The sequence below is a fragment of the Pseudomonas eutrophicaquae genome (genome assembly GCF_023544715.1).
Classification (GTDB): Bacteria; Pseudomonadota; Gammaproteobacteria; order Pseudomonadales; family Pseudomonadaceae; genus Geopseudomonas.
This window is the reverse complement of sequence record NZ_JAMJEZ010000002.1, coordinates 19715-40177: the sequence shown is the minus strand read 5'-3', so window position 1 is coordinate 40177 and position 20463 is coordinate 19715. Positions and strand designations below refer to the sequence as shown.

Genomic DNA, 20463 nt, shown 5'->3' with positions numbered 1-20463 from the left:
CACTGTGCTGGAAACCGTCCGTGAAGATTTCTGCTGTCCGCTCACTGGCCGCGTGGCGCCGGCCCTGGCGTCTTGCGCTGTATGCGCTGCTGGCCGTGCTGCTGCTCGGTGCGTTGCTGCTGGGCCTGTTCTGGCAGCGCAGCCTGCCGCAGCGCGAGGGCAGCCTGCCGCTGAGCGGCCTTCGCGCGCCGGTGGCGGTACGCTTCGATGCCGAGGGCGTACCGCATATCCAGGCCGAACACGAGACGGATCTGTACCGGGCGCTGGGCTTTGTGCACGCCCAGGACCGGCTGTTCCAGATGGAGCTGCTGCGCCGTCTGGCCCAGGGCGAGCTTGCCGAGATCCTCGGCGCCGAGCTGCTACCGGTCGATCGGCTGTTCCGCACTCTGCGCCTCGGCGAGCAGGCGAGTGCCGCGGCCGCCCGTGAGCCGCACGATACCCCGGCCTGGCGAGCGTTGCAGGCCTATCTGGATGGCATCAACCAGTTCCAGGCCAGCCGGCCGCTGCCGCCGGAATTTGCCGTGCTGGGCATCACGCCGCGGCCCTTTACCGCCACCGACACCTTCAGCGTGGTCGGCTACATGGCCTACAGCTTTGCCGCCGCGCTGCGCAGTGAGCCACTGCTCACCCATGTCCGCGACCGGCTGGGCAGCGAGTACCTGGCGATCTTCAGCGAGGCCCTGAACCGCGCGCCGGCCGCCTCCGGGCGGCTGCAGGAGGCGGACTGGTCGGCCCTCGAGGCGCTGGCGCAGCAGGTGGCGGCGCTGCCGGGACCGGCCTTCTCGCGCTTTGCCGGCAGCAACGCCTGGGCGCTGTCTGGCGCACGCACCGCCAGCGGTGCGCCGCAGCTAGCGGGAGACCCGCACATCGCCTTCAGCGTGCCGCAGGTCTGGTACAGCGCCCGCCTAGAGGCGCCGGGGCTGGATCTCTACGGCGAGCACCATGCGCTGGTACCGTTTGCCCTGCTCGGGCACAGCGCCGCCTTCGCCTGGAGCCTGACCATGCTGCAGAACGATGACATGGACCTGATCGCCGAGCAGGTCGATCCGCAGGATGCCCAGCGCATCTGGCACGACGGGCAGTGGGTGACGCTGAGCCAGCGCTGCGAATCGATTGCCGTGCGCGATGCCGCACCGGTCGAGCTGTGCCTGCGCCGCTCACCGAATGGCCCGCTGATCAACGAGGCACTCGGCGAGCAGGCCGGTCCCACGCCGCTGGCGCTGCGCTGGGTGCTGTATGAGGCGTACAACCCGATCCTTGACGCCTTCTACCAGCTCAACCGCGCCGACAGTCTGGCCAAGGCCCGCGCCGCGGTGGCCGGCATCGCCGCGCCGGGGCTGAACGTGGTGTGGGCGGGCGCCGGGGGCGATATTGCCTGGTGGAGCGCCGCGCGCTTGTTGCGCCATCCGCCGGGGGTGGATCCGGCGTTCATCCTGCAGGGCGGCAGCGCTGACGCGCAGGCGCCGCAGCCGCGCCCGTTCGCGGAGAATCCTCAGGAGGAAAACCCGCCGCGCGGCTATGTGCTGTCCGCCAACCAGCGCCCGGCCGGAGGCGGGCCGGGCTACTACAACCCGGTCGATCGCCAGCAGCGCCTGCAGGCGGCACTGGATGCGCGCCCTCACGGCTGGACGCCCGCCGACAGCCGCGCCCTGCAGCTGGACACCGCCAGCGCCTACCCCGCGCGCCTGCTGGCCCCGCTGGCGGCGGAGCTGCGTGCCGAGGTGGGCGAGGCGGAGCGCGCGCTGCTGGAGGAGCTGCTGGCCTGGTCCGGCGCGCACGAGCTGGACTCGCGCCCGGCGGTGCTGTTCAACCAGCTGCGCTACGAGCTGGCCCGCGCCGCGCTGGCCGATGAGCTGGGCGAGGGCTGGTTTGCCGCCCTGCTGCAGACCCGCGCCTTGGATGAGGCGCTACCCGCACTGGCCGCCCGCCACGATTCGCCCTGGTGGGATGATCGCGCCACGCCGGCCCGCGAGGACCGCGCGGCGATCCTCGCGCGCGCCTGGCAGGCGAGCCTTGCGCACCTGCGCGCGCTGTACGGTGCGCCGGACACCTGGCGCTGGGGCCGCGCCCATACCCTGACTTTCGGTCATCCGCTTGGGCGCCTCGCGCCGCTGGATCGGCTGCTCAACGTCGGCCCGCTGGAGGCGCCCGGCAGCCACGAGGTGCCCAACAACCTGTCTCAAGCCTTGGGGCCGGCACCCTGGCCGGTGCAGTACGGCCCCTCGGTGCGCCGGGTGATCGAGCTGGGCGCCGCGCCCACCGCCTGGCGGGCGGCGCCGCTCGGGCAGAGTGGGGTGCCGCTGGATCGCCACTATGCCGATCAGGCCCGTGCCTATCTGGCCGGCGAATACCGCGAGCGGCCCTGGGCGGCTCAGCCTGACGGGCGGGTGCTGTGGCTGCGGCCGTGAGCGGGGCGGATTGTCCCATGTGACAATCTGGCAGTTCTCACCCGTACCCGTGGCGACCATCCTGTGCCGCGACTCCACTCCCCGCGGGGATATTTCCATGTTCGGCTTCGATGCACTGGAACTGGCGCGTCTGCAGTTCGCTTTCACGGTGTCCTTTCACATCATCTTCCCGGCATTTTCGATCGGGCTGGCCAGCTATCTGGCGGTACTTAACGGCTTGCACCTGCGCACCGGCCAGCCGGTCTACCTGCGCCTGTTCAACTACTGGAAGACCATCTTCGCCGTGGCCTTTGGCATGGGCGTGGTCTCGGGCATCGTCATGTCCTACCAGTTCGGCACCAACTGGTCGGTGTTCTCCGACAAGGCCGGGCCGATCCTCGGGCCGCTGATGGGCTACGAGGTGCTGTCGGCCTTCTTTCTGGAAGCCGGCTTTCTGGGCGTGATGCTGTTTGGCCGCGAGAAGGTCGGTCCGCGCCTGCACTTCTTCGCCACCCTGATGGTGGCGGTCGGTACCCTCGGTTCGGCGTTCTGGATCCTCAGTGTCAACTCGTGGATGCAGACGCCCCAGGGATACGGGATCAATGAGCTGGGGCAGTTCATCCCCGAGAGCTGGTGGGCGATCATCTTCAACCCCTCGTTCCCGTACCGGCTGGTGCACATGGTGCTGGCCGCCTACCTGACCACCGCTCTGGTGGTCGGGGCGGTCGGTGCCTGGCACCTGCTGCGTGACCGCGCCGATCAGGCGGCGCGCACCATGTTCGGCATGGCGATGGGCATGCTGGTGGTGGTCGCGCCACTGCAGGTGCTGGCCGGGGACTTCCACGGCCTCAATACCCTGGAGTATCAGCCGGCCAAGGTGGCGGCGATGGAGGGGCATTACGAGACCCACGCCGGGGCACCGCTGATCCTCTTCGGCCTGCCTGATGATGAGGCTGAAATCACCCGCTATGCCGTGCAGATTCCCAAGCTCGGCTCGCTGATCCTCACCCATGACTGGGACGGCGAGGTGCAGGGCCTCAAGGCCTGGCCGCGTGAGGAGCGCCCGAAGGCGGCGCTGGTGTTCTGGTCGTTCCGGGTGATGGTGATGCTCGGCCTGCTGATGGCCGGCCTCGGGCTGTGGGCCGCCTGGCTGCGCTGGCGTGGGCGGCTGTATGGCTCGTCGGCGCTGCTGCGCGCGGCGCTGCTGATGGGGCCGAGTGGCTTTGTCGCGGTGCTGGCCGGCTGGATCACCACCGAGGTGGGCCGTCAGCCGTGGACCATTCAGGGGCTGCTGCTGACCGCCGACAGTGTGGCGCCGGTCGAGGCGACGGCCGTGGGCAGTTCCTTGCTGGCGTTCATCGTCATCTATTTCTCGATGTTCGGGGCCGGCACCTTCTACATCCTGCGTCTGATGAATACGCGCGTGCAGGGCATGGCGCCCTCGGTGGCGGGGCCGCTGCGTGCGGCGGGTATTCCGGCTCTGCATGACGGCAGCCAGCCGTCCGCGACCCGTTGAGGAGACTGAGATGACAATCGATCTGGCTCTGGTCTGGGCGGCGCTGATTGCCTTTGCCGTACTGGCCTATGTGGTACTCGACGGTTTTGATCTGGGGGTCGGCATGCTGTTCCCCTTCATGCGCGGCGATGAGGAGAAGTCGCTGGCGATGAACACGGTGGCCCCGGTCTGGGATGGCAACGAGACCTGGCTGGTGCTGGGCGGCGGCGGGCTGTTTGCGGTGTTTCCGCTGGCGTATGCGGTGATCATGCCGGCGTTGTATGTGCCGATCATCGTCATGCTGCTGGCCCTGGTGCTGCGCGGGGTGGCGTTCGAGTTCCGCTGGCGGACCCAGCGCGGGCGCTGGGTGTGGAACCTGTCGTTCTGTGCGGGCAGCCTGCTGGCGACGCTGGCGCAGGGGGTAGCGCTGGGTGCCTTGGTGCAGGGCATCGCGGTGGAAAATCGCGCCTATGCCGGCGGGCACTGGGACTGGCTGAGCGGCTTCTCGCTGCTGACTGGCGTGGCGCTGGTCTGCGGTTACAGCCTGCTGGGCGCCACCTGGCTGCTGATGAAGACGGAAGGGGCAGTGCGTGAGCGGGCGCGGCGCCTGGCGTGGCTGAGCGGTGCGCTGACCCTGCTGCTGATCGGGGTGGTCAGCCTGCTCACCCCGCTGCTCAATCCGCAGTACCTGGCGCGCTGGTTCAGCCTGCCCGGGGCGCTGTTCAGCATCTGGGTCCCGGCGCTGATGCTGGTGGCGGTGCTGGTGTTCGTGCAGGGGATGCGCCGTGGCCGTGATGCCTGGCCGTTCGGTGCGGCGCTGTCGGTGTTCGTGCTGAGCTTTGTCGGGTTGTGCATCAGCCTGTTCCCCTACATGGTGCCCCCGGCCCTGACCCTCTGGGAGACGGCCGGCCCGGACGACAGCCTGTGGTTCCTGCTGGCCGGTGCGCTGGTGCTGCTGCCGCTGATCCTAGCCTATACCGGCTACGCCTACTGGGTGTTCCGCGGCAAGATCGACCCGCAGGGCGGGTATCACTGATGGCGCGTACCTGGCGGCAACTGGGCTGGTTCGTGCTGTTCTGGGCTCTGGGTGTGGGCGCGCTGGCGCTGGTCGGCCTGCTGATCCGCAGCCTGATTCACTGAGGCGAAGGACTGGGCGGCGTGGCCGATGGCTCGGCCAGTCGCTCGGCCAGAAAGTCGATCAGCACCCGCACCCGGTGCGGCAGGAAGCGGTTGCCGGCCAGCAGGGCGTAGATGCCCAGCGGTGGCGGCTCGAAGGCCTGCAGCAGGGTCACCAGACGCCCATCGGCCAGATACGGGGCGATGATGAAATCCGGCTGCTGGCTGATGCCCATGCCCTGGGCGGCCGCCTCGGCCAGCGCGTCGCCATTGTTGGCCTGTAGCGCCAGCGGCAGCGCCAGGCTGCGCAGCTGGCCGTCCAGACTGAACTGCCAGGGCTGGTTGTTCAGGTACTGGGAATAGCCGAGGCAGGTATGTGCCTTGAGCTCCTGAGGATGCTGCGGGCAGCCGTGGCGGGCCAGGTAGTCGGGCGCCGCCACCACCTGCAACCGCACACTGCCTAGGCGCCGAACGATATCGCCGGGTTCCGGCTGCGCCATGATGCGGATCGACAGGGCGATGCCGGACTCGATCAGGTGCTGGCGCCGGTCGCTGAAATCCAGTGACAGCTGGATCTTCGGCCAGCAGCGGGCGAACTCCAGCAGCAGCGGCACCAGCCGGCGCAGGCCAAAGCTCAGCGGCAGGCTGATGCGCAGCGGCCCGCTCGGCTCCTGACGCGCCTCCATCACCCCCGACTCGGCCTCCTCGACCAGCGCGAGGATCGTCCGGCATTTTTCCAGATAGGTACTGCCAGCGGTCGTCAGGGTCAGGCGCCGGGTACTGCGCACCATCAGCTTGCTGCCCAGATGCGCCTCCAGTGCGGCGATCTGCCGGGTGACCACCGAGCGGGCCACGCCCAGCTGACTGGCCGCGGCGGCAAAGCTGCCCAGCTCCGCCACCCGCACGAACAGCGCCATCGCCTCAAGACGGTTCATTGTTGCCTCCAGCGTCAACAGAGTGTTGTTGATTGTCACCTATTTCAGCGTCAATGCCGCCGCTACAGTGCGCGGCGTCACCCACCATGCCCTTCACTGGAGCGATTTGATGAAAACCCTGCACACACTCTCGACCATCCTGCTGCTGAGCGCTTCCGCCCTGACCGCCACCAGTGCCCTGGCGGCCCCGTCCAGCGATGAGGCGACCTTCACCACCCATCGGGTGCAGTTCGAGGCCGGCCAGCCGACCGCTATCGAGGGCGCCCTGATGGTCAGTGGCGTGGAGCAGCCGCTGACCCTGCGCATCGAGCCGCAGGCGGATGAGCGGATCGACCCGGTGCAGGTGCAGATCGAGCAGCGCAACCTGTTTGCCACCGGCGGCCACCCGCGCCATGTGCTGGAAGCCATCAAGAACTGAGAGCTGTCCACGGGAGGGCGAGGCCGGCATGACCGGCCTCACCCCCGCTGAACTCAAGGAGATCGACATGCTGGAGATTCGCCCGGCCGCCGCGCGCGGCGTTGCCGACTTTGGCTGGCTGCAGTCGCAGCACAGCTTCTCGTTTGGCCGCTACTACGATCCGCAGCAGCTGGGCTTCTCGGATCTGTTGGTGATCAATGATGACCGGGTGCGCGGCGGCCACGGCTTTGATACCCACCCGCACCGCGACATGGAGATCTTCTCCTACGTGCTGGAGGGCGCGCTTGCGCACCGCGATTCGATGGGCACAGGCTCGGTGATCCACGCCGGGGATGTGCAGATGATGAGTGCCGGCAGCGGCATCCGGCACAGTGAATACAACGCCTCGGCCGATCAGCCGGTGCATTTTTTGCAGATCTGGATCGTCCCCGATCGTCAGGGCGTGACGCCGCGCTATCAGCAGCGCCACTTCAGCGCTGAAGAGAAGCGCGGCCAGCTGCACCTGATCATCTCGCCTGACGGGGCGGACGACTCGCTTGCGGTGTATCAGGATGCCCGGGTGTATGCCGGCCTGTTCGATGGTGCCGAGCGGCAGCGCATCACGCTGGCGCCTGATCGCTTTGCTTATATTCAGGTGGCGCGCGGCAGCCTGAGCGTCAACGGCCAGCGCCTGCAGGCCGGCGACGGTGCGCGCCTGCGCCGCGTGCGCGAGATCGAGTTTGCCGAGGGCGAGCAGGCCGAGGTGCTGCTATTCGACCTGCGCCCCCACGAACAACCCCGTTACTGACGCTTTTCACTCCCAGGAACCCCACCGATGAAGATTCTGCAGATCAATGCCAGCGCCCGCACCCAGGGCGCCAACTCCACCCGTCTGGCCGATGCGATCAGCGCCCGCCTCAAAGCCGCTCACCCGCAGGCGCAGCTGGAGCTGCGTGACCTGGCCCGCCAGCCGCACCCGATGCTCGATCAGGACGCGCTGGGCGCGCTGTTCACCCCGGCCGAGCAGCGTAGCGCCGAACAGACGGCGCGCGTGGCCCTTGATGACGCGCTGATCGCCCAGGTGCAGGCTGCCGATGTGCTGGTGCTCGGCGTGCCGATGTACAACTTCGGCGTGCCGGTGCAGCTCAAGTGCTGGCTGGATGCCATCGCCCGCGCCGGGGTGACCTTCCGCTACACCGAGAACGGCCCGCAGGGGCTGTTGACCGGCAAAAAGGTCTACGTCGCGCTGGCGCGTGGCGGTCAGTACCGCGACACCCCGGCTGACTCCCAGGTGCCGTACCTGAAGACCATGCTGGGCTTTTTGGGCATGCAGGATGTCGAGTTCATCTACGCCGAAGGGCTGGCGATGGGCGCCGAGGGCGTCGAGCAGGCCTTTGCTGCCGCTGAGGCGCACATCGCCGCGCTGATCGGCTGAGGACTCACCCCATGTAAACGGCCCTCCCGCTGAGGGGGCCGTTTGTTCATTTGCCGTGTTTCAGGAGTACGCCCATGCAGGCCTTGCAGTTTTCCACCACCGGCTCTCTGGATGCCTTGCAGCTCTGCGAGGTGGCCGCACCGCCGCTGGCCGCGGGTGAGGTGCGGGTCGAGGTGCGTGCCGCCGGTGTCAATCCCAGCGATGTGAAGAACGTGCTGGGGCGCTTTCCCTATACCCAGACCCCACGGATTCCCGGCCGGGATTTTGCTGGGGTGGTGATCGAGGGGCCGGACGAGTGGCTTGGCCAGGCGGTGTGGGGCGGCAGCGGCAAGGGCTTTGGCTTCACCCGCGATGGCTGCCATGCCGCGCAAGTCTGCCTGCCGATTGAGGCGCTGGCCCGTCTGCCGGCCGAGCTGGACTTTGCCCGCGCCGCGACCTGCGGAGTGCCCTACCTGACCGCCTGGGATGCCCTGAGCCGCACGGGGGTCGAGCAGGGCACGCGGCTGCTGATCATCGGTGCCGGCGCGGTGGCGCAGGCGGCGGCTGATCTGGCGCTGGCGCGCGGTGCGCAGGTGTGTGTGGCGGCGCGGCGTCGCGAGGCATTGGCGCCCTGGCAGGCGCGCACCCACACCCTGCTGCTGGGCGAGCCGACGGCACTGGCGGCGCAGGTACAGGAGGCCTTTGCCGGTGTGCTGCCTGAGGTGATCTTCGACACCACCGGCTTCTGGCTGGCGGCAGCGGTGCCGGCGCTGGCGACCTTCGGGCGTCTGGCGGTGATCGCCGCACCGGTCAGCGGGCAGGTCGAGGTGCCGGTGCTGGATCTGTACCGGCGCGGCGGTGTGCTGGTCGGGGTCAATTCGCTGCTCTATAGCCTTGAGGAATGCGCCCGCCATCTGCAGTCGATCGGGGCGCTGTTTGCCGCCGGGCAACTGCCGCTGCCGGCCCTGCCGCAGTGCTGGCCGCTCAGTCGCGGGGTCGAGGCGTACCGGGCGGTGGAGGCGGGTAGCGCCAAGATCGTGCTGATCCCCGACTGAGTCGATGGCCCCCTTCCGGCGGGCCGGCTATCATCGCCGGCCTGATCGGGAGGGGGATCGTCATGCTCAACGGCCTGTGGCTCGGATTCTTTGTGGTGGCGGCGCTGTCCGCCGCCGGGCGCTGGCTGATCGGCGATGATCCCGGCGTGTTCGCCGCCATGGTCGAGAGTCTGTTCGCCATGGCCAAGCTCTCGGTCGAGGTGATGGTGGTGCTGTTCGGCACCCTGACCCTCTGGCTGGGGTTTCTGCGCATTGCCGAGCGTGCCGGGCTGGTCGAGCGGCTGGCGGTGCTGCTCGGGCCGCTGTTTCGCCGCCTGATGCCGGAGGTGCCGCCCGGCCATCCGGCGCTGGGGCTGATCACCCTGAATTTCACCGCCAATGCGCTGGGGCTGGACAACGCCGCCACGCCGATCGGCCTCAAGGCCATGCACGCGCTGCAGAGCCTCAACCCGAGCCAGACCACGGCGAGCAATGCGCAGATCCTGTTTCTGGTGCTCAATGCCTCGTCGCTGACCCTGCTGCCGGTGTCGATCTTCATGTACCGGGTGCAGCAGGGCGCGCCAGACCCGACCCTGGTGTTTCTGCCGATCCTGCTGGCGACCAGCGCCTCGACTCTGGTCGGGCTGCTCAGCGTGGCGTTCATGCAGCGCCTGCGCCTGCACGATCCGGTGGTGCTGGCCTGGCTGGGCGGCACGGCGCTGCTGCTTGGCGGCTTCATGGCTCTGCTGGCGGGGCTGTCGGCCAGTGCGCTGGCGGCGTTGTCCTCGCTGCTCGGTAACCTGACCCTGTTCGGCCTGATCCTGGGCTTTGTGCTGTTCGGCGCGCTGCGCCGGGTGCCGGTCTACGAGGCGTTTGTCGAGGGCGCCCGCGAGGGCTTTGAGGTCGCCAAAAACCTGCTGCCCTATCTGGTGGCGATGCTCTGCGCGATTGGCGTGCTGCGCGCCTCGGGGGCGCTGGAGCTGGGCCTTGAGGGTATCCGCATGCTGGTCGAGTGGGCCGGCTGGGACAGCCGCTTTGTCGATGCGCTGCCCACCGCGCTGGTCAAGCCGTTCTCCGGCAGTGCCGCGCGGGCCATGCTGATCGAGACCATGCAGAGTCAGGGAGTGGACAGCTTCCCGGCGCTGGTGGCGGCGACCGTGCAGGGCAGCACCGAAACCACCTTCTACGTGCTGGCGGTGTACTTTGGCGCGGTGGGCATCCAGCGCGCCCGCCATGCGGTAGGCTGCGCGTTGCTGGCGGATCTTTCCGGGGTGCTGGCGGCGATTGCGGTGTGCTACTGGTTCTTTGCCTGACGCGCTGGATTGCCCCAGCAGGGTGCATGGCCGGCGACGAGCGTGCTTGACGTGTCACAAAACTGGGCTAGTTTTCTGTGACGGATGCCTCACAGTCACAGGGATGGCAGGCCGTGAAATGCTCTTCTGGCTGATCGAGGTATGCCGCCATGCTGCGTCCGCTCTGTATCCTGCGCCACGAACCCGCCACCGACACCCACACCCGCATCGAATGTCTGATCCGCCCGGTTTCTGGCAGCGGTTCGGACTGGGTATTTCTCTGCGCCATCTGCCTGGATGGCGAGCTGCCCGAGCGGGTGAGCGTGCAGGGACCGTTCCCGTGCTCGCTCAGCGCCCGCTTCATTCTCGAGCAGGTGGTCGATGGTCTGCTGGGGCAGGGCATGCGCATTGATGAGGGGATATCCCGCTGGTCGGCGCACTTGCTGCAGCAGAGTACGCCGCAGCCTGCAGCCCCCGCGCCGGTGCGCGAGCCGCTGTTCTGGTACGCCTGAGGCGCTTCAGGGTGCGGGAGATGCAGCGCCTGGCGCCGCTGCGGGTGCAAGCTCCGCAGGTGCGGCCTCTGGCGCCGGGCGCGTGCTACCCAGGTCATTGATCAGCGCTGGTGCCTGGGGCAGCAGGGCGCGGGCGCGGGCCAGCGCGGCGGTGGCGGCATTCAGATCGCCGGCCTCCAGAGCCTGCTGGCTGCGCTGCAGCCAGGCCTCGGCCAGACGCCGCTGGTAGGCCTCCAGCGTGTTGCCGGCCTGCAGGCGCTGCAGCTCGTCGAAGGCGGCACTGGCCGCTTCCAGATCACCAGCGGTCAGCTGGGCTTCCAGTTGCCAGAGGGCGGGCTGAGCCGGCGCGGCCTGCTCGGTCGGCGCGGGGCTCTGGCAGGCGCCGAGCAGCGGCAGGAGCAGCGCGCTGCTCAGACGAAGGGAAGAGGTCATCGGCAGTGCCTCGGGCTGTACAGAAAGTGAGCGATATTACACCGCCCGGCGGGGCAGCAGGAAGCTCAGCAGGCACAGCGCCGCGGCGCTGACCACGACCGACGGCCCGGCGGGCGTATCGTGCTGCCAGGACAACGCCAGCCCGCCACACACCGAAGCCAGTCCCACCAGGCTCGCGCCGATGGCCATCTGCTCCGGGGTGCGCGCATGGCGCTGGGCGCTGGCGGCCGGGATGATCAGCAGCGAGGTGATCAGCAGCACGCCGACGATCTTCATCGCCACCGCGATCACCACCGCGATCAGCAGCATCAGCGCCAGACGCAGCGCCTCGACCGGCAAGCCCTCGACCCGCGCCAGCTCCTCATGCACGGTAATCGCCAGCAGCGGCTGCCACAGCCAGGCCAGCAGGGCCAGCACCAGCAGGCTGCCGGCGACGATCCACAGCAGGTCGGTGCTGCCGACCGCCAGCAGGTCGCCGAACAGGTAGGCGAGCAGATCGACCCGCACCTCATCCAGCAGACTGACGGTGACCAGCCCCAGCGATAGTGCGCTGTGGGCGAGGATGCCGAGCAGGGTGTCGCTGGCCAGTGGCTGGCGGCGCTGCACGGTGACCAGCAATACCGCCAGCAGGACGCAGCCCAGCGCCACCGAAAGGGTCGGGCTGATGTCGAGCAGAAAACCCAGCGCCACGCCGAGCAGCGCCGCATGGGCCAGGGTGTCGCCGAAATAGGCCATGCGCCGCCAGACCACAAAGGAGCCCAGCGGGCCGGCGACCAGTGCCAGGGCGAGCCCGGCGAGCAGGGCATTGAGAAGGAAGTCGGGCATGATCAGTGCTTGCAGTCCGGGCCGTGGCGGTGGGGTGATGAGGTCGCGACCACGCTGCCGTGCAGGTCGTGGGCGTGGTCGTGATGGTGGTGATAGATGGCCAGGCTGCGGGCATCCTGGCCGAACAGCTGGCGGAATACCGGATCGTTGCTGACCTGCTCGGGATGGCCCGAACAGCAGATATGGTGGTTGAGGCAGATCACCCGGTCGGTGGCGCCCATCACCAGGTGCAGGTCGTGGGAGACCATCAGCACGCCGCAGCCATAGCGCTGGCGCAGGGTGCCGATCAGCCGGTACAGCTCGGTCTGACCGCTGACATCCACACCCTGCACCGGCTCATCCAGCACCAAAAGCTCCGGCTGGCGCAGCAGGGCGCGGGCCAGCAGCACGCGCTGCAGCTCGCCGCCGGAAATCTTCTGCAGCGGGCTGTCGATCACCTGGGCGGCGCCGACTTCCTCGAGCGCGGCCTCGACCTGGGCGCGGCGCACACCCGGCACCAGGCAGAGAAAACGCAGCACGCTCAACGGCAGGGTCGGCTCGACGTGCAGCTTCTGCGGCATGTAGCCGATGCGCAGCCGTTCGCGCCGCCAGACTTGCCCGCGCTGCGGGGCGAGCAGGCCCAGCACCACGCGCACCAGGGTGGTCTTGCCGGCACCGTTGGGGCCGATCAGGGTGACGATCTCGCCGCGCTGCAGGGTCAGCTCGACCTCCTGCAGGATGTCGTTGCCGTCAAAGCTCACTCCGACGCCCTGCAGGCGCAGCAGCGGCTCAGGCGTGGCCGGCATGGGCGGCTCCCGACTGGCAGCGGCTGCACAGACCGACCACCTCGACCATCTGCCCCTCGACGGCAAAGCCGAGCGCATCGGCGGCGTTGCGAATGGCCTCGCTGATCGCCGGCTGGCACAGCTCGATGGCGGTCTTGCACTGCCGACAGAGCAGGAAGTGCCCCTGGTGGGATTCGCCCGGATGGCTGCAGCCGGTGAAGGCATTCAGCGAGGCCAGACGATGGATCAGGCCATGCTCCAGCAGAAAATCGAGGGCACGGTAGACGGTCGGCGGCGCGGCGCGGCGGCCATCCTCGGCATTCAGCACGCCGAGGATGTCGTAGGCGCCCAGCGGCTGATGACTCTGCCAGACCAGTTCCAGCACGCGCCGGCGCAGCGCAGTCAGGCGTGCGCCCTGACGGGTGCAGATGGCCTCGGCGGCGGCCAGCGCGCTGGCCACGCAGTGGCTGTGGTCGTGGGGATGGCAGGCCAGCGGTGTCGACGACATGACGGCACTCCGGAAGAAAGGGACGTTATTATATAGACCTTTCCCGCCCTGAGAGCTTGCGCCATGTTCCGTTCGATCCCGTTGCTGTCGGCCGCAGCGCTGCCCGCTCTAGTCGCCCTGCCGGCCCAGGCCGATGTCTCGCTGCTGACCAGTATCAAGCCGCTGCAGCTGATCGCCGCCGCGGTGCAAGAGGGCGCGGGCAGCCCCGAGGTACTGCTGCCGCCCGGTGCCTCGCCGCACCACTATGCGCTGCGCCCCTCGGACATCCGCCGGGTGCGCGAGGCGCAGCTGTTCTACTGGATCGGCGAGGATCTGGAGACCTTCCTGCCCCGCGTGCTGGAAGGCCGCACGCAGCCGGCGGTGGCGCTCCAGCACCTGCCGGGCCTGCACCTGCGCCACTTCGGCGAGGCGCATGCCGCGCACGCGGCCGAACAGGACGCCCATGCCGGCCATGATGATCATGCGGATCACGATGAACACGCAGGCCACAAGGCGCACGACGCTCATCAGGACCATGATGATCACGCCGATCACGCCGATCACGCCGATCACGCCGATCACGCGGAGCACCCGGCAAAGGCGGGCGAGGCGGACGAGGATCACCATGACCACGCCCACCGCCCCGGCGCCCTGGATGCCCACCTCTGGCTGCTGCCGGCCAATGCGCGGGTGATTGCCGCGCGCATGGCCGCCGATCTGGCCGCCGCCGATCCGGACAACGCCGCCCGTTATCAGGCCAATCTGGCCGCCTTCGAGGCGCGTCTTGCGGCGCTGGACGAGCGGCTCAAGGCGCGCCTGGCCACGCTGCGGGACAAGCCGTTCTTCGTCTTCCACGAGGCTTATGACTACTTCGAGGAGGCTTACGGCCTGCGCCACACCGCCGCCTTTGCCATCAGCAGCGAAGCCCAGCCTGGCGCGCGCCACGTGGCGGCGATGCGCAGTCGTCTGGAGCAGGCCGGTGCCAGCTGCGTGTTCACCGAGCCGCCACAGCGCCCGCGTCTGGCCGAGACCCTGGGCGCCGGGCTGGATGTGCGCTTTGCCGAACTCGATGCCCTGGGCCACGGCCTGCCCCTCAAGGCCGATGCCTATGAGCGGCTGCTCGAGGGCCTGGCCACGATCATGGCCGAGTGCCTGGAAGCCCTCTGAGGCGGCCAGCCGTGCCTGCCGTGCGGCCGTACCCTGTGATCGGTCGCACGCTTTGTGGCGGCCTGCCGGCCAAGTTGTGGCACGGTCGAAACCGTCGTCATCCATACCTTGCCTAGACTCTGCGCCCTCTCTGGACCGTACGGGCACTCTGGATGATCTACGGCAACAACCCTTCCCCTCGCCTGCCGGGCCGGCTGGTGCGTTTTGTGGGGCGCCTGCTGGCCTTGCTCGGGCGCACGCTGGCCCACGGCTGGCGCTGCTGGACCGGCGATCCGCGTCTGTTGCGCCCCCTGCGCGCAGGCCTGCGCTGGGCGGTGGGGCTGCCGCTGCTGTGCTTGTTGGGCTGGGCCTTGCTCGATTACCACGACCTACGCCTGTACCTCTTGCGCAGCCCGGCCGCTCATCTGGAGCAGCAGCTGCGGCTGTGCATTGCGGGCGGCTATTTCAGCGGTGTGTTCTGGCACACCCTGCGGGCAGCCGGCTACCTGCGTCGGCTGCGCCACGGCCTGCGCGCCTGGCCCCGCCGCTGGCAGGAACGTCGCCGCGAGCGGCGTCTGCGCGTGCTGGTGCGCTGAAGACGATAGCCGCGGGTACTCGCCCGGCTCAGCCTGCTCGCGTACCGCCGTCCCTTACTCCGTCGCCCAGGGGCAGTAGCAGCCCACCGCCAGGGTGCCGGTGGCCAGTACCGGGCGGCCGGCGATCAGCGCATCGAGAATCGGCTCGATGAAGCTGTTGTCCGAGGTACACACCGCGCCCTCGCTGTAAGGGCCGAGATAGGCCAGATTGCCGGCACGATCCCAGATCGCCACCGCCGGGCTGGCCGGCATCTGCTCGGCGCCCGGCAGCTCGCGCAGCGGTTGCAGCGCGGCGAGGCTTTCTGGCAGACGGCCGCGGCTGCCGGGCTTCTGCCAGACGTGGAAGCTGACCCCCTGCTCGGCAAAGCGCGCGATCAGCTCGCTCAGGTGCTGCTGATTGCCGACATTGCACGGGCAGGGCGGGTCCCACAGATGCACCACGCGGATATTGCCGGGCCCAGCCAGCTCGGCCGGCAGGCGCAGCGCCGCCGCATCGAACAGCACCGTGGTTTCACCGAACGGGCGGATGTAGCGCGACTGATACCAGGCGTACAGGCCGCCGAGGGCGACAAACCAGCACAGGGCCAGCACGGCAATCAACAGATTCTTGCGACGGGAGGAGGGCATGGCGTAAGGGGCCGGACGGTGGGGGCTCAAGCTTGCCATGTTGCGCTGCGCCACTGAAGATCAGCGCAGGCGACCGATCCGCACACCTGAGCGCGAGGTGCTCCATGTCCGCTGTCTTCCAGCCCGCCCTGCTGCGCGCGCACCTGCCGGCCTTCTTCGAGGGTCAGGCGCCGGCCAGCCGCGCGTTCAGCGCCCAGTACGCGGCATACCGCCAGCTCTATGGCCTTCCGCCGGTCGATGGGCTCCAGAGCCGTCTGGGCTGGGTCAGCGCCGGTGGGCGGCGGCTGGCGCTGCAGGGCTGGTGGCGGGCGAGTGCCCGCGCCACGCTCTTGGTGCTGCATGGCTATTACGATCACATGGGGCTCTATCGTCATGTGATCGACTGGGCGCTGGCGCAGGATCTGGCGGTGCTGGCCTGCGATCTGCCCGGTCACGGCCTCTCGGAGGGCGCACCGGCCAGCATTGAGGACTTTGCCGAGTACCAGCAGGCCCTCAAGGCACTGCTGGCGAGCGCGCAGCAACTGGGATTGCCTGAGCCCTGGCATATGCTGGGGCAGAGCACCGGCGGGGCGATCCTGCTGGATTACCTGCTGCATAAGGCGCCGCGGCCGGCGCTCGGTCAGCGCATCCTGCTGGCGCCGTTGGTGCGTCCGCAGGACTGGCGCCGCGCCCGGCTCACCTATCACCTGCTGCGCCCCTTTGTGCAGCAGATCCCGCGGCGCTACAGCGAAAACTCCGCCGACCGGGCCTTTCTCGACTTCGTGCAGCGCGACCCGCTGCAGGCGCGCATCCTGCCGACTGCCTGGGTCGGGGCGCTGGCGCGCTGGATCGGACGGATCGAGGCCGCCCGGCCCACCGATCAGCCGCTGCTGATCCTGCAGGGGGACGCGGACCGCACCGTGGACTGGCGCCACAACCTGGGCGTGCTGAGCGAGAAGTTCCCGGCGGCCGAGACCCTCCTGCTGCCCGGCGCGCGGCATCACCTGGTCAACGAGGCCCCCGAGCAGCGGCAGCGGTTGTTCGAGTTGCTGGCGGCGCGGCTGGGCTGACTGGGGCGGGCGACCTTCACCTGAGGGTGCGTGTGTCAGCCGGCGTCAGGTGCTCAGGCCGAGGGCTCAAAATGGATTGCCAGCCACACGCTGGGCTGGTCGGTCGCCGTGGCCTCGACCCGGTGGCGCAGCCCGGCGGGGATCAGCAGGTAATCACCGACCGCCAGCGGGCGCGGGGCGGCTTCGCCGTCCAGTTGCAGCACGGCGTGGCCGCTGAGCAGCAGCACCCACTCGTCCCAGTCCTGCTCATACCAGAAGCCCGGCGGGCTGGCCTGGCCGTGGGAGACGATGCGCTCCACCCGGCAGCCCGGGCGGCGCAACAGATCATCGAAGCACTCGCCCTCGCGGGCATCCGGTAGCGGCTGGAACAGGTTGTGCGGCGGCATCGGTTCAGCCCAGCGCCGTGTCGAGGAACATCATTAGCACGAAGCCGCCCATCAGCCCGAGGGTTGCCGGGGTCTGATGACCGTTGCGGTGAGTTTCCGGGATCACTTCATGGGAGACCACGAAGATCATCGCCCCGGCCGCCAGCCCGAGGCCGACCGGGTAGGCCAGCGCAAAGCCGCTGGACAGGCCAATACCGACCAGCGCGCCGATCGGCTCCATCAGCCCGGACAGCGCCGCAACCAGCACCGACAGGCTGCAAGACAGCCCGGCGCTGCGCATCGCCAGCACCACCGCCAGCCCCTCGGGGATGTCCTGAATGGCGATGGCCAGGGTCAGCGGCAGCCCGACGCCCAGATCGCCTTGGGCAAAGCCCACGCCGATCGCCATGCCCTCCGGCAGGTTGTGCAGGGCGATCGCCAGCACGAACAGCCAGATCCGTCCGAGGCGCTCGCAGTCCGGGCCGCAGGGGCCGGTGCTGGCATGTTCGTGGGGGGTGAAGTAGTCGAGTCCGAGCATCAGGAGGGCGCCCATGCAGACCCCGATGGCCACCACCAGCGCGGCCAGCCGGCCGCTGCCGAGCATCCCTTCGGCGGCCTCAAGGCCCGGCAGGATCAGCGAGAAGGAGCTGGCCGCCAGCATCATCCCGGCGGCAAAGCCGAGCATGGCATCCTGACGGCGCTGTGAGACCCGGCCCATGCCGACCGCCAGCAGGGCGCCCAGGGTGGTGGTGAGAAAACCGGCAGAGCCACCGATCAGCGCATGGCGCACGTTGTCGCCGGCCCCATTGCCCAGCGCACTGACGATGCCCGCCAGCAGCAGGCCGAGGGTGCAGAGACCGGCGACCAGCAGACCACTGGCGATGAAGGGATGAAGGCGGACCTGCACGCGCCAGGCATCGCGCAGCTCGGCCGCCAGAGTCTGGGAAGGGGTCATGGCAGCGATTCCAAGGAGGAGAAAAAGGTACGTTTATTAGAGCCGATAGAAGCAGGCATCGCCAGGCATCACCCTGATAGATTGGGTTGATTGCCGGCGAATGCCTCAATACAGATACCAGCGCAGCTCCACCCCGGCTTCGAGGGTTTCCCCGTGGCGCCGGCTGTGCTGGTAGCGGGCGTTAACGCGCAGGGCCTGACGTGCATCAATCTCGAGTTGCTGGGTCAGTTGCCATTGCTGGCGCAGTTCGCCATTCGTGAACTGCTCGCCGCGGCCCTCAAGCAGCAGTGTGCCGAGCGGATTACGCCACAAGAGGCCGGCATTCAGGCCAGCTGCCGGGCTCAGGACGCTGGCGTGATCACGGTTGTGTTCAAGGCGCACGGTCGCCAGGGTGAACGCCTGCAGGGAGGAAGCCAGCGGCCAGGTCATCCCGGCGCCACCCCCCAGTTGGCTGACCAGCGTTTCGTCGCCTGCATGCCCCGGCACGCGCTCCAGCCCGGCGGCGACCTGCCACGACCAGGGTTGCAGCAGCCGGGTGCGCGGCGTCAGCGAGCGGATATCGATCAGATCCAGCTGCTGCACTTGCCAGTGCCCGCCCTGGTATTGACGAAGGCGCAGATGCCCCAGCTCGATCTGCGCCCCCAGCGGGAACCCTGGCAGATGATCGGCCAGATCGTGATAGGCCATGCGCAGGCCATAGTCAGCGAACGCGCGGCCTTCATGGCTGCCCACGGCCAGTTGCAGGGTGCGTGATTCGTGGCCCTGCTCGGCCGCGGTGGGGCGCTGCAGAACCAGCGGTGGCGGGGGATTTTCATGGATGGCCTGCAGCAGCCGGAAGCTGCGCGCCGCCAGCTCCGGATCACGCGCCTGCCCGGCTGCGCGATAGCGCAGCAGACGATAGGTCGCTTCCTGGATCACGGCGCGCCGCGCCGCCGGCAGTGCGTGCCAGGCCGCTTCATGCAGGCTGGCATCGCCGTCGGCCAGTCGCCGTACCCAGCGCTGCTCGTCGGCGGCCAGATCGCCACTGCGCGCCTGCAGTTCGCGCTCGCGCGAGGGGCGATAGTCGGTACGCACGATCAGCCCAGCGTCCATGACCGCCCGCACCGTGTCGGCGGGAATCGCGGTGAGCGGGAAGCGGTCGGTGAGCTCAAGGCCGGGCCGGGCAACCTCCAGCAGCTCCAGCAGGCGGTAGGAGCAGTTTTCATCGAAGAAGTAGTAATCGAAGCGGGTATCGCGCAGTTCCCAGACGTGCTCGACCAGTCGCCGGGTTTCTTCACGGCTCAGATCCAGGTGGTATTCCCAGAGGTCGCGGTTTTCCAGCCGGCTGTATTCACCGATCTTTTCGCGATAGGGCAGCAGGGCAAACTGGCCCGGGTAGCCGCCGAACAGGCCCTTCCAGGCGTACATCAGGCTGTTGTCCTGCGCATCGGTGGTGGCGCCGAAATTCAGGGCGTAACTCAGCAGGGCGGTGCCGTTGGCTTCGGTGCCGGGGGGGTCGATGCGCAGCAGGGTGTGGCCGAACATCGAGGACGGGCTGTTGAGGTAGGCCGCCGGGAAGACCAGTACGCTGCGATCAGGGTCGATATCCGCCAGCCAGCGCTGATATTCAGGGCACTCGATGACCGGTAGATCAATCAGAGGCAGCTGCTGGCGCAACCAGCGGGTGCGCGAAGGGTAGCGGCACTGGGCATGTCGATCGCCAGATGTGGCCGGCTGATACAGCGCTGTGAGGGTGGCGCGCAGCTCGGCGGCCGGGTCCTCGGCACCCTCGGTGGCGAGGAAGAAATCCGGATCATCGACATGGCTGCGCCAGCGGCCGGTGTAGGTGCGCTGGTAGTGGCCGAGATTGAGCCAGTGCGGGTCGTCTGCCAGGGTCTGCAGGCGTTCGGGGGACAGGTTGGGAGCGGCATGAGCCAGGCCAAGGCCCGAACAGAGCATCAGCAGAAGCAGGCGAAGGAGCATCGGGAAGCCAGTTGCGCGGGGGGAAGATGGCGTGGCAGGAGCCGGGGGCGGCAGAGGCTACCCCCGGACAGGCATCAGGCCTTGTCGGCGTAGCGCGCCAGACGGGCATCCTGCTTGAGGATCACCAGCGTCGCGGCATGTACTTGCTCGGCGGTGACGTTGGCGGAGTTGAAGATCTGGTTGAAGTGCTGGTGAGTCACGGCCGCAAAGTGCTCACGATCCTGCGGCTGCACGCCGAGGATGACGGCGTAGGTGGTCAGGGCTTCACCCTCACCGCGGGCCATGTCCTCGGACAGCTCGTCCATGATGCTGCCCAGCACCAGCATCGGCTTGCCGTTGTAGCTCAGGGTGCCGTTGGTGTTGCAGCCGTTGGTGCCGGAGGTCATGCCGAAGGTGGCATTGCCGGAGGTACCGTTGGTGGTCAGGGCCACCAGGTGAGAGGGCAGGCCGCGCTGGCCTTCAAACAGCATGTTGCCCCAGCCACAACCCGGGCCACCCGGCGCTTCGGCAAAGGCATTGAAGGAGGCAGCAGCCAGTAGGGAACCCAGCAGAATCCGTTTCATGATCGTTCTCTTCTTCGTGAACTGATAAGCCCGCCAGGCCTGACGGGCAAGTGTCAGCTTTTTGCAATTACCCTGGCCTGTCAAGGAAACGTCAGCAAAACCGCTCTATT

The 20463-nt window shown here is 68.5% G+C and carries 22 protein-coding genes; 12 read left to right on the top strand and 10 right to left on the bottom strand.

Annotated features, from left to right (window positions below; genetic code table 11):
- Positions 1 to 26 precede the first annotated feature (26 nt).
- The 3 genes from MXC11_RS01150 (at position 27) to cydB (ending at position 4918) form a co-directional block, all read left to right on the top strand.
- Entirely contained in the window at positions 27 to 2408 is a 2382-nt protein-coding gene (locus MXC11_RS01150) for a penicillin acylase family protein (protein ID WP_462938088.1), read from the top strand.
- 97 nt (positions 2409 to 2505) lie between these two features.
- On the top strand, positions 2506 to 3903 hold the full coding sequence (locus MXC11_RS01145) for a cytochrome ubiquinol oxidase subunit I (RefSeq protein ID WP_250004073.1): 1398 nt from the start codon (positions 2506 to 2508) through the stop codon (positions 3901 to 3903).
- A 10-nt stretch (positions 3904 to 3913) separates the two neighbouring features.
- Positions 3914 to 4918 (top strand): cytochrome d ubiquinol oxidase subunit II, encoded by a 1005-nt coding sequence (cydB, locus tag MXC11_RS01140; RefSeq protein ID WP_250004071.1) that lies wholly within the window; start codon positions 3914 to 3916, stop codon positions 4916 to 4918.
- Positions 4919 to 5015: 97 nt separating this feature from the next.
- Here cydB and MXC11_RS01135 read toward each other — a convergent pair whose 3' ends face one another.
- A complete protein-coding gene (locus MXC11_RS01135) occupies positions 5016 to 5933 on the bottom strand; it encodes a LysR family transcriptional regulator (protein ID WP_250004069.1) in 918 nt (305 codons plus the stop codon).
- A gap of 109 nt (positions 5934 to 6042) precedes the next feature.
- On the opposite strand from MXC11_RS01135, the gene MXC11_RS01130 reads away from it, so the two are divergent.
- The 6 genes from MXC11_RS01130 to MXC11_RS01105 all read left to right on the top strand — a co-directional run bounded on the left by MXC11_RS01130 (position 6043) and on the right by MXC11_RS01105 (position 10582).
- Positions 6043 to 6351, top strand: coding sequence for a hypothetical protein (locus MXC11_RS01130; RefSeq protein WP_250004067.1), 309 nt, complete (start codon positions 6043 to 6045; stop codon positions 6349 to 6351).
- A 67-nt stretch (positions 6352 to 6418) separates the two neighbouring features.
- Complete coding sequence (locus MXC11_RS01125) at positions 6419 to 7138, top strand: pirin family protein (RefSeq protein ID WP_250004339.1); 720 nt, start codon at positions 6419 to 6421, stop codon at positions 7136 to 7138.
- Between the two features lie 27 nt (positions 7139 to 7165).
- On the top strand, positions 7166 to 7765 hold the full coding sequence (locus MXC11_RS01120) for an FMN-dependent NADH-azoreductase (protein WP_250004065.1): 600 nt from the start codon (positions 7166 to 7168) through the stop codon (positions 7763 to 7765).
- A gap of 74 nt (positions 7766 to 7839) precedes the next feature.
- Positions 7840 to 8799, top strand: a complete 960-nt coding sequence (locus tag MXC11_RS01115; RefSeq protein WP_250004063.1) for a quinone oxidoreductase family protein — start codon at positions 7840 to 7842, stop codon at positions 8797 to 8799.
- A gap of 62 nt (positions 8800 to 8861) precedes the next feature.
- Positions 8862 to 10091, top strand: coding sequence for a nucleoside recognition domain-containing protein (locus MXC11_RS01110; protein WP_250004061.1), 1230 nt, complete (start codon positions 8862 to 8864; stop codon positions 10089 to 10091).
- Between the two features lie 149 nt (positions 10092 to 10240).
- Positions 10241 to 10582, top strand: coding sequence for a PA4575 family protein (locus MXC11_RS01105; protein ID WP_250004059.1), 342 nt, complete (start codon positions 10241 to 10243; stop codon positions 10580 to 10582).
- A 6-nt stretch (positions 10583 to 10588) separates the two neighbouring features.
- Here MXC11_RS01105 and MXC11_RS01100 read toward each other — a convergent pair whose 3' ends face one another.
- The 4 genes from MXC11_RS01100 to MXC11_RS01085 are packed head-to-tail and all read right to left on the bottom strand — an operon-like array spanning position 10589 to position 13111.
- A complete protein-coding gene (locus MXC11_RS01100; RefSeq protein ID WP_250004057.1) occupies positions 10589 to 11014 on the bottom strand; it encodes a hypothetical protein in 426 nt (141 codons plus the stop codon).
- A 36-nt stretch (positions 11015 to 11050) separates the two neighbouring features.
- Positions 11051 to 11839: a zinc ABC transporter permease subunit ZnuB gene (gene znuB / locus MXC11_RS01095; RefSeq protein WP_250004055.1), complete on the bottom strand. Its 789-nt coding sequence runs from the start codon at positions 11837 to 11839 to the stop codon at positions 11051 to 11053.
- Between the two features lie 2 nt (positions 11840 to 11841).
- Positions 11842 to 12624, bottom strand: a complete 783-nt coding sequence (znuC, locus tag MXC11_RS01090) for a zinc ABC transporter ATP-binding protein ZnuC (RefSeq protein WP_250004053.1) — start codon at positions 12622 to 12624, stop codon at positions 11842 to 11844.
- Complete coding sequence (locus MXC11_RS01085; RefSeq protein ID WP_250004051.1) at positions 12608 to 13111, bottom strand: Fur family transcriptional regulator; 504 nt, start codon at positions 13109 to 13111, stop codon at positions 12608 to 12610. The genes znuC and MXC11_RS01085 overlap by 17 nt, the downstream gene beginning before the upstream one ends.
- A gap of 63 nt (positions 13112 to 13174) precedes the next feature.
- Between MXC11_RS01085 and MXC11_RS01080 the strand changes: the two genes are divergently transcribed.
- Together MXC11_RS01080 and MXC11_RS01075 are read left to right on the top strand one after the other, a co-directional pair.
- Complete coding sequence (locus MXC11_RS01080) at positions 13175 to 14257, top strand: zinc ABC transporter substrate-binding protein (protein WP_250004049.1); 1083 nt, start codon at positions 13175 to 13177, stop codon at positions 14255 to 14257.
- Between the two features lie 152 nt (positions 14258 to 14409).
- Entirely contained in the window at positions 14410 to 14832 is a 423-nt protein-coding gene (locus MXC11_RS01075) for a hypothetical protein (RefSeq protein WP_250004047.1), read from the top strand.
- 54 nt (positions 14833 to 14886) lie between these two features.
- Here the strand turns inward: MXC11_RS01075 and MXC11_RS01070 are convergent, their stop codons facing one another.
- Positions 14887 to 15498 (bottom strand): DUF6436 domain-containing protein, encoded by a 612-nt coding sequence (locus tag MXC11_RS01070; protein ID WP_250004045.1) that lies wholly within the window; start codon positions 15496 to 15498, stop codon positions 14887 to 14889.
- Positions 15499 to 15563: 65 nt separating this feature from the next.
- On the opposite strand from MXC11_RS01070, the gene bipL reads away from it, so the two are divergent.
- Positions 15564 to 16508 (top strand): phospholipase BipL, encoded by a 945-nt coding sequence (gene bipL, locus MXC11_RS01065; RefSeq protein ID WP_250004043.1) that lies wholly within the window; start codon positions 15564 to 15566, stop codon positions 16506 to 16508.
- Between the two features lie 53 nt (positions 16509 to 16561).
- Here bipL and MXC11_RS01060 read toward each other — a convergent pair whose 3' ends face one another.
- The 4 genes from MXC11_RS01060 to MXC11_RS01045 all read right to left on the bottom strand — a co-directional run bounded on the left by MXC11_RS01060 (position 16562) and on the right by MXC11_RS01045 (position 20353).
- Complete coding sequence (locus tag MXC11_RS01060; protein WP_250004042.1) at positions 16562 to 16894, bottom strand: cupin domain-containing protein; 333 nt, start codon at positions 16892 to 16894, stop codon at positions 16562 to 16564.
- Between the two features lie 4 nt (positions 16895 to 16898).
- Entirely contained in the window at positions 16899 to 17828 is a 930-nt protein-coding gene (locus MXC11_RS01055) for a ZIP family metal transporter (RefSeq protein ID WP_250004040.1), read from the bottom strand.
- A gap of 105 nt (positions 17829 to 17933) precedes the next feature.
- A complete protein-coding gene (locus tag MXC11_RS01050; RefSeq protein ID WP_250004038.1) occupies positions 17934 to 19790 on the bottom strand; it encodes an Lnb N-terminal periplasmic domain-containing protein in 1857 nt (618 codons plus the stop codon).
- Between the two features lie 74 nt (positions 19791 to 19864).
- Positions 19865 to 20353, bottom strand: a complete 489-nt coding sequence (locus MXC11_RS01045) for a DUF3015 domain-containing protein (protein WP_250004037.1) — start codon at positions 20351 to 20353, stop codon at positions 19865 to 19867.
- Between the last annotated feature and the right edge of the window lie 110 nt (positions 20354 to 20463).

Excerpts from the sequence above, each read along its gene's own strand:
- MXC11_RS01145 (WP_250004073.1), top strand. The coding sequence starts at position 2,506 with ATGTTCGGCTTCGATGCACTGGAACTGGCGCGTCTGCAGTTCGCTTTC.
- cydB (WP_250004071.1), top strand. The coding sequence starts at position 3,914 with ATGACAATCGATCTGGCTCTGGTCTGGGCGGCGCTGATTGCCTTTGCC.
- MXC11_RS01135 (WP_250004069.1), bottom strand. The coding sequence starts at position 5,933 with ATGAACCGTCTTGAGGCGATGGCGCTGTTCGTGCGGGTGGCGGAGCTG.
- MXC11_RS01130 (WP_250004067.1), top strand. The coding sequence starts at position 6,043 with ATGAAAACCCTGCACACACTCTCGACCATCCTGCTGCTGAGCGCTTCC.
- MXC11_RS01125 (WP_250004339.1), top strand. The coding sequence starts at position 6,419 with ATGCTGGAGATTCGCCCGGCCGCCGCGCGCGGCGTTGCCGACTTTGGC.
- MXC11_RS01120 (WP_250004065.1), top strand. The coding sequence starts at position 7,166 with ATGAAGATTCTGCAGATCAATGCCAGCGCCCGCACCCAGGGCGCCAAC.
- MXC11_RS01115 (WP_250004063.1), top strand. The coding sequence starts at position 7,840 with ATGCAGGCCTTGCAGTTTTCCACCACCGGCTCTCTGGATGCCTTGCAG.
- MXC11_RS01110 (WP_250004061.1), top strand. The coding sequence starts at position 8,862 with ATGCTCAACGGCCTGTGGCTCGGATTCTTTGTGGTGGCGGCGCTGTCC.
- MXC11_RS01105 (WP_250004059.1), top strand. The coding sequence starts at position 10,241 with ATGCTGCGTCCGCTCTGTATCCTGCGCCACGAACCCGCCACCGACACC.
- MXC11_RS01100 (WP_250004057.1), bottom strand. The coding sequence starts at position 11,014 with ATGACCTCTTCCCTTCGTCTGAGCAGCGCGCTGCTCCTGCCGCTGCTC.
- znuB (WP_250004055.1), bottom strand. The coding sequence starts at position 11,839 with ATGCCCGACTTCCTTCTCAATGCCCTGCTCGCCGGGCTCGCCCTGGCA.
- znuC (WP_250004053.1), bottom strand. The coding sequence starts at position 12,624 with ATGCCGGCCACGCCTGAGCCGCTGCTGCGCCTGCAGGGCGTCGGAGTG.
- MXC11_RS01085 (WP_250004051.1), bottom strand. The coding sequence starts at position 13,111 with ATGTCGTCGACACCGCTGGCCTGCCATCCCCACGACCACAGCCACTGC.
- MXC11_RS01080 (WP_250004049.1), top strand. The coding sequence starts at position 13,175 with ATGTTCCGTTCGATCCCGTTGCTGTCGGCCGCAGCGCTGCCCGCTCTA.
- MXC11_RS01075 (WP_250004047.1), top strand. The coding sequence starts at position 14,410 with ATGATCTACGGCAACAACCCTTCCCCTCGCCTGCCGGGCCGGCTGGTG.
- MXC11_RS01070 (WP_250004045.1), bottom strand. The coding sequence starts at position 15,498 with ATGGCAAGCTTGAGCCCCCACCGTCCGGCCCCTTACGCCATGCCCTCC.
- bipL (WP_250004043.1), top strand. The coding sequence starts at position 15,564 with ATGTCCGCTGTCTTCCAGCCCGCCCTGCTGCGCGCGCACCTGCCGGCC.
- MXC11_RS01060 (WP_250004042.1), bottom strand. The coding sequence starts at position 16,894 with ATGCCGCCGCACAACCTGTTCCAGCCGCTACCGGATGCCCGCGAGGGC.
- MXC11_RS01055 (WP_250004040.1), bottom strand. The coding sequence starts at position 17,828 with ATGACCCCTTCCCAGACTCTGGCGGCCGAGCTGCGCGATGCCTGGCGC.
- MXC11_RS01050 (WP_250004038.1), bottom strand. The coding sequence starts at position 19,790 with ATGCTCCTTCGCCTGCTTCTGCTGATGCTCTGTTCGGGCCTTGGCCTG.
- MXC11_RS01045 (WP_250004037.1), bottom strand. The coding sequence starts at position 20,353 with ATGAAACGGATTCTGCTGGGTTCCCTACTGGCTGCTGCCTCCTTCAAT.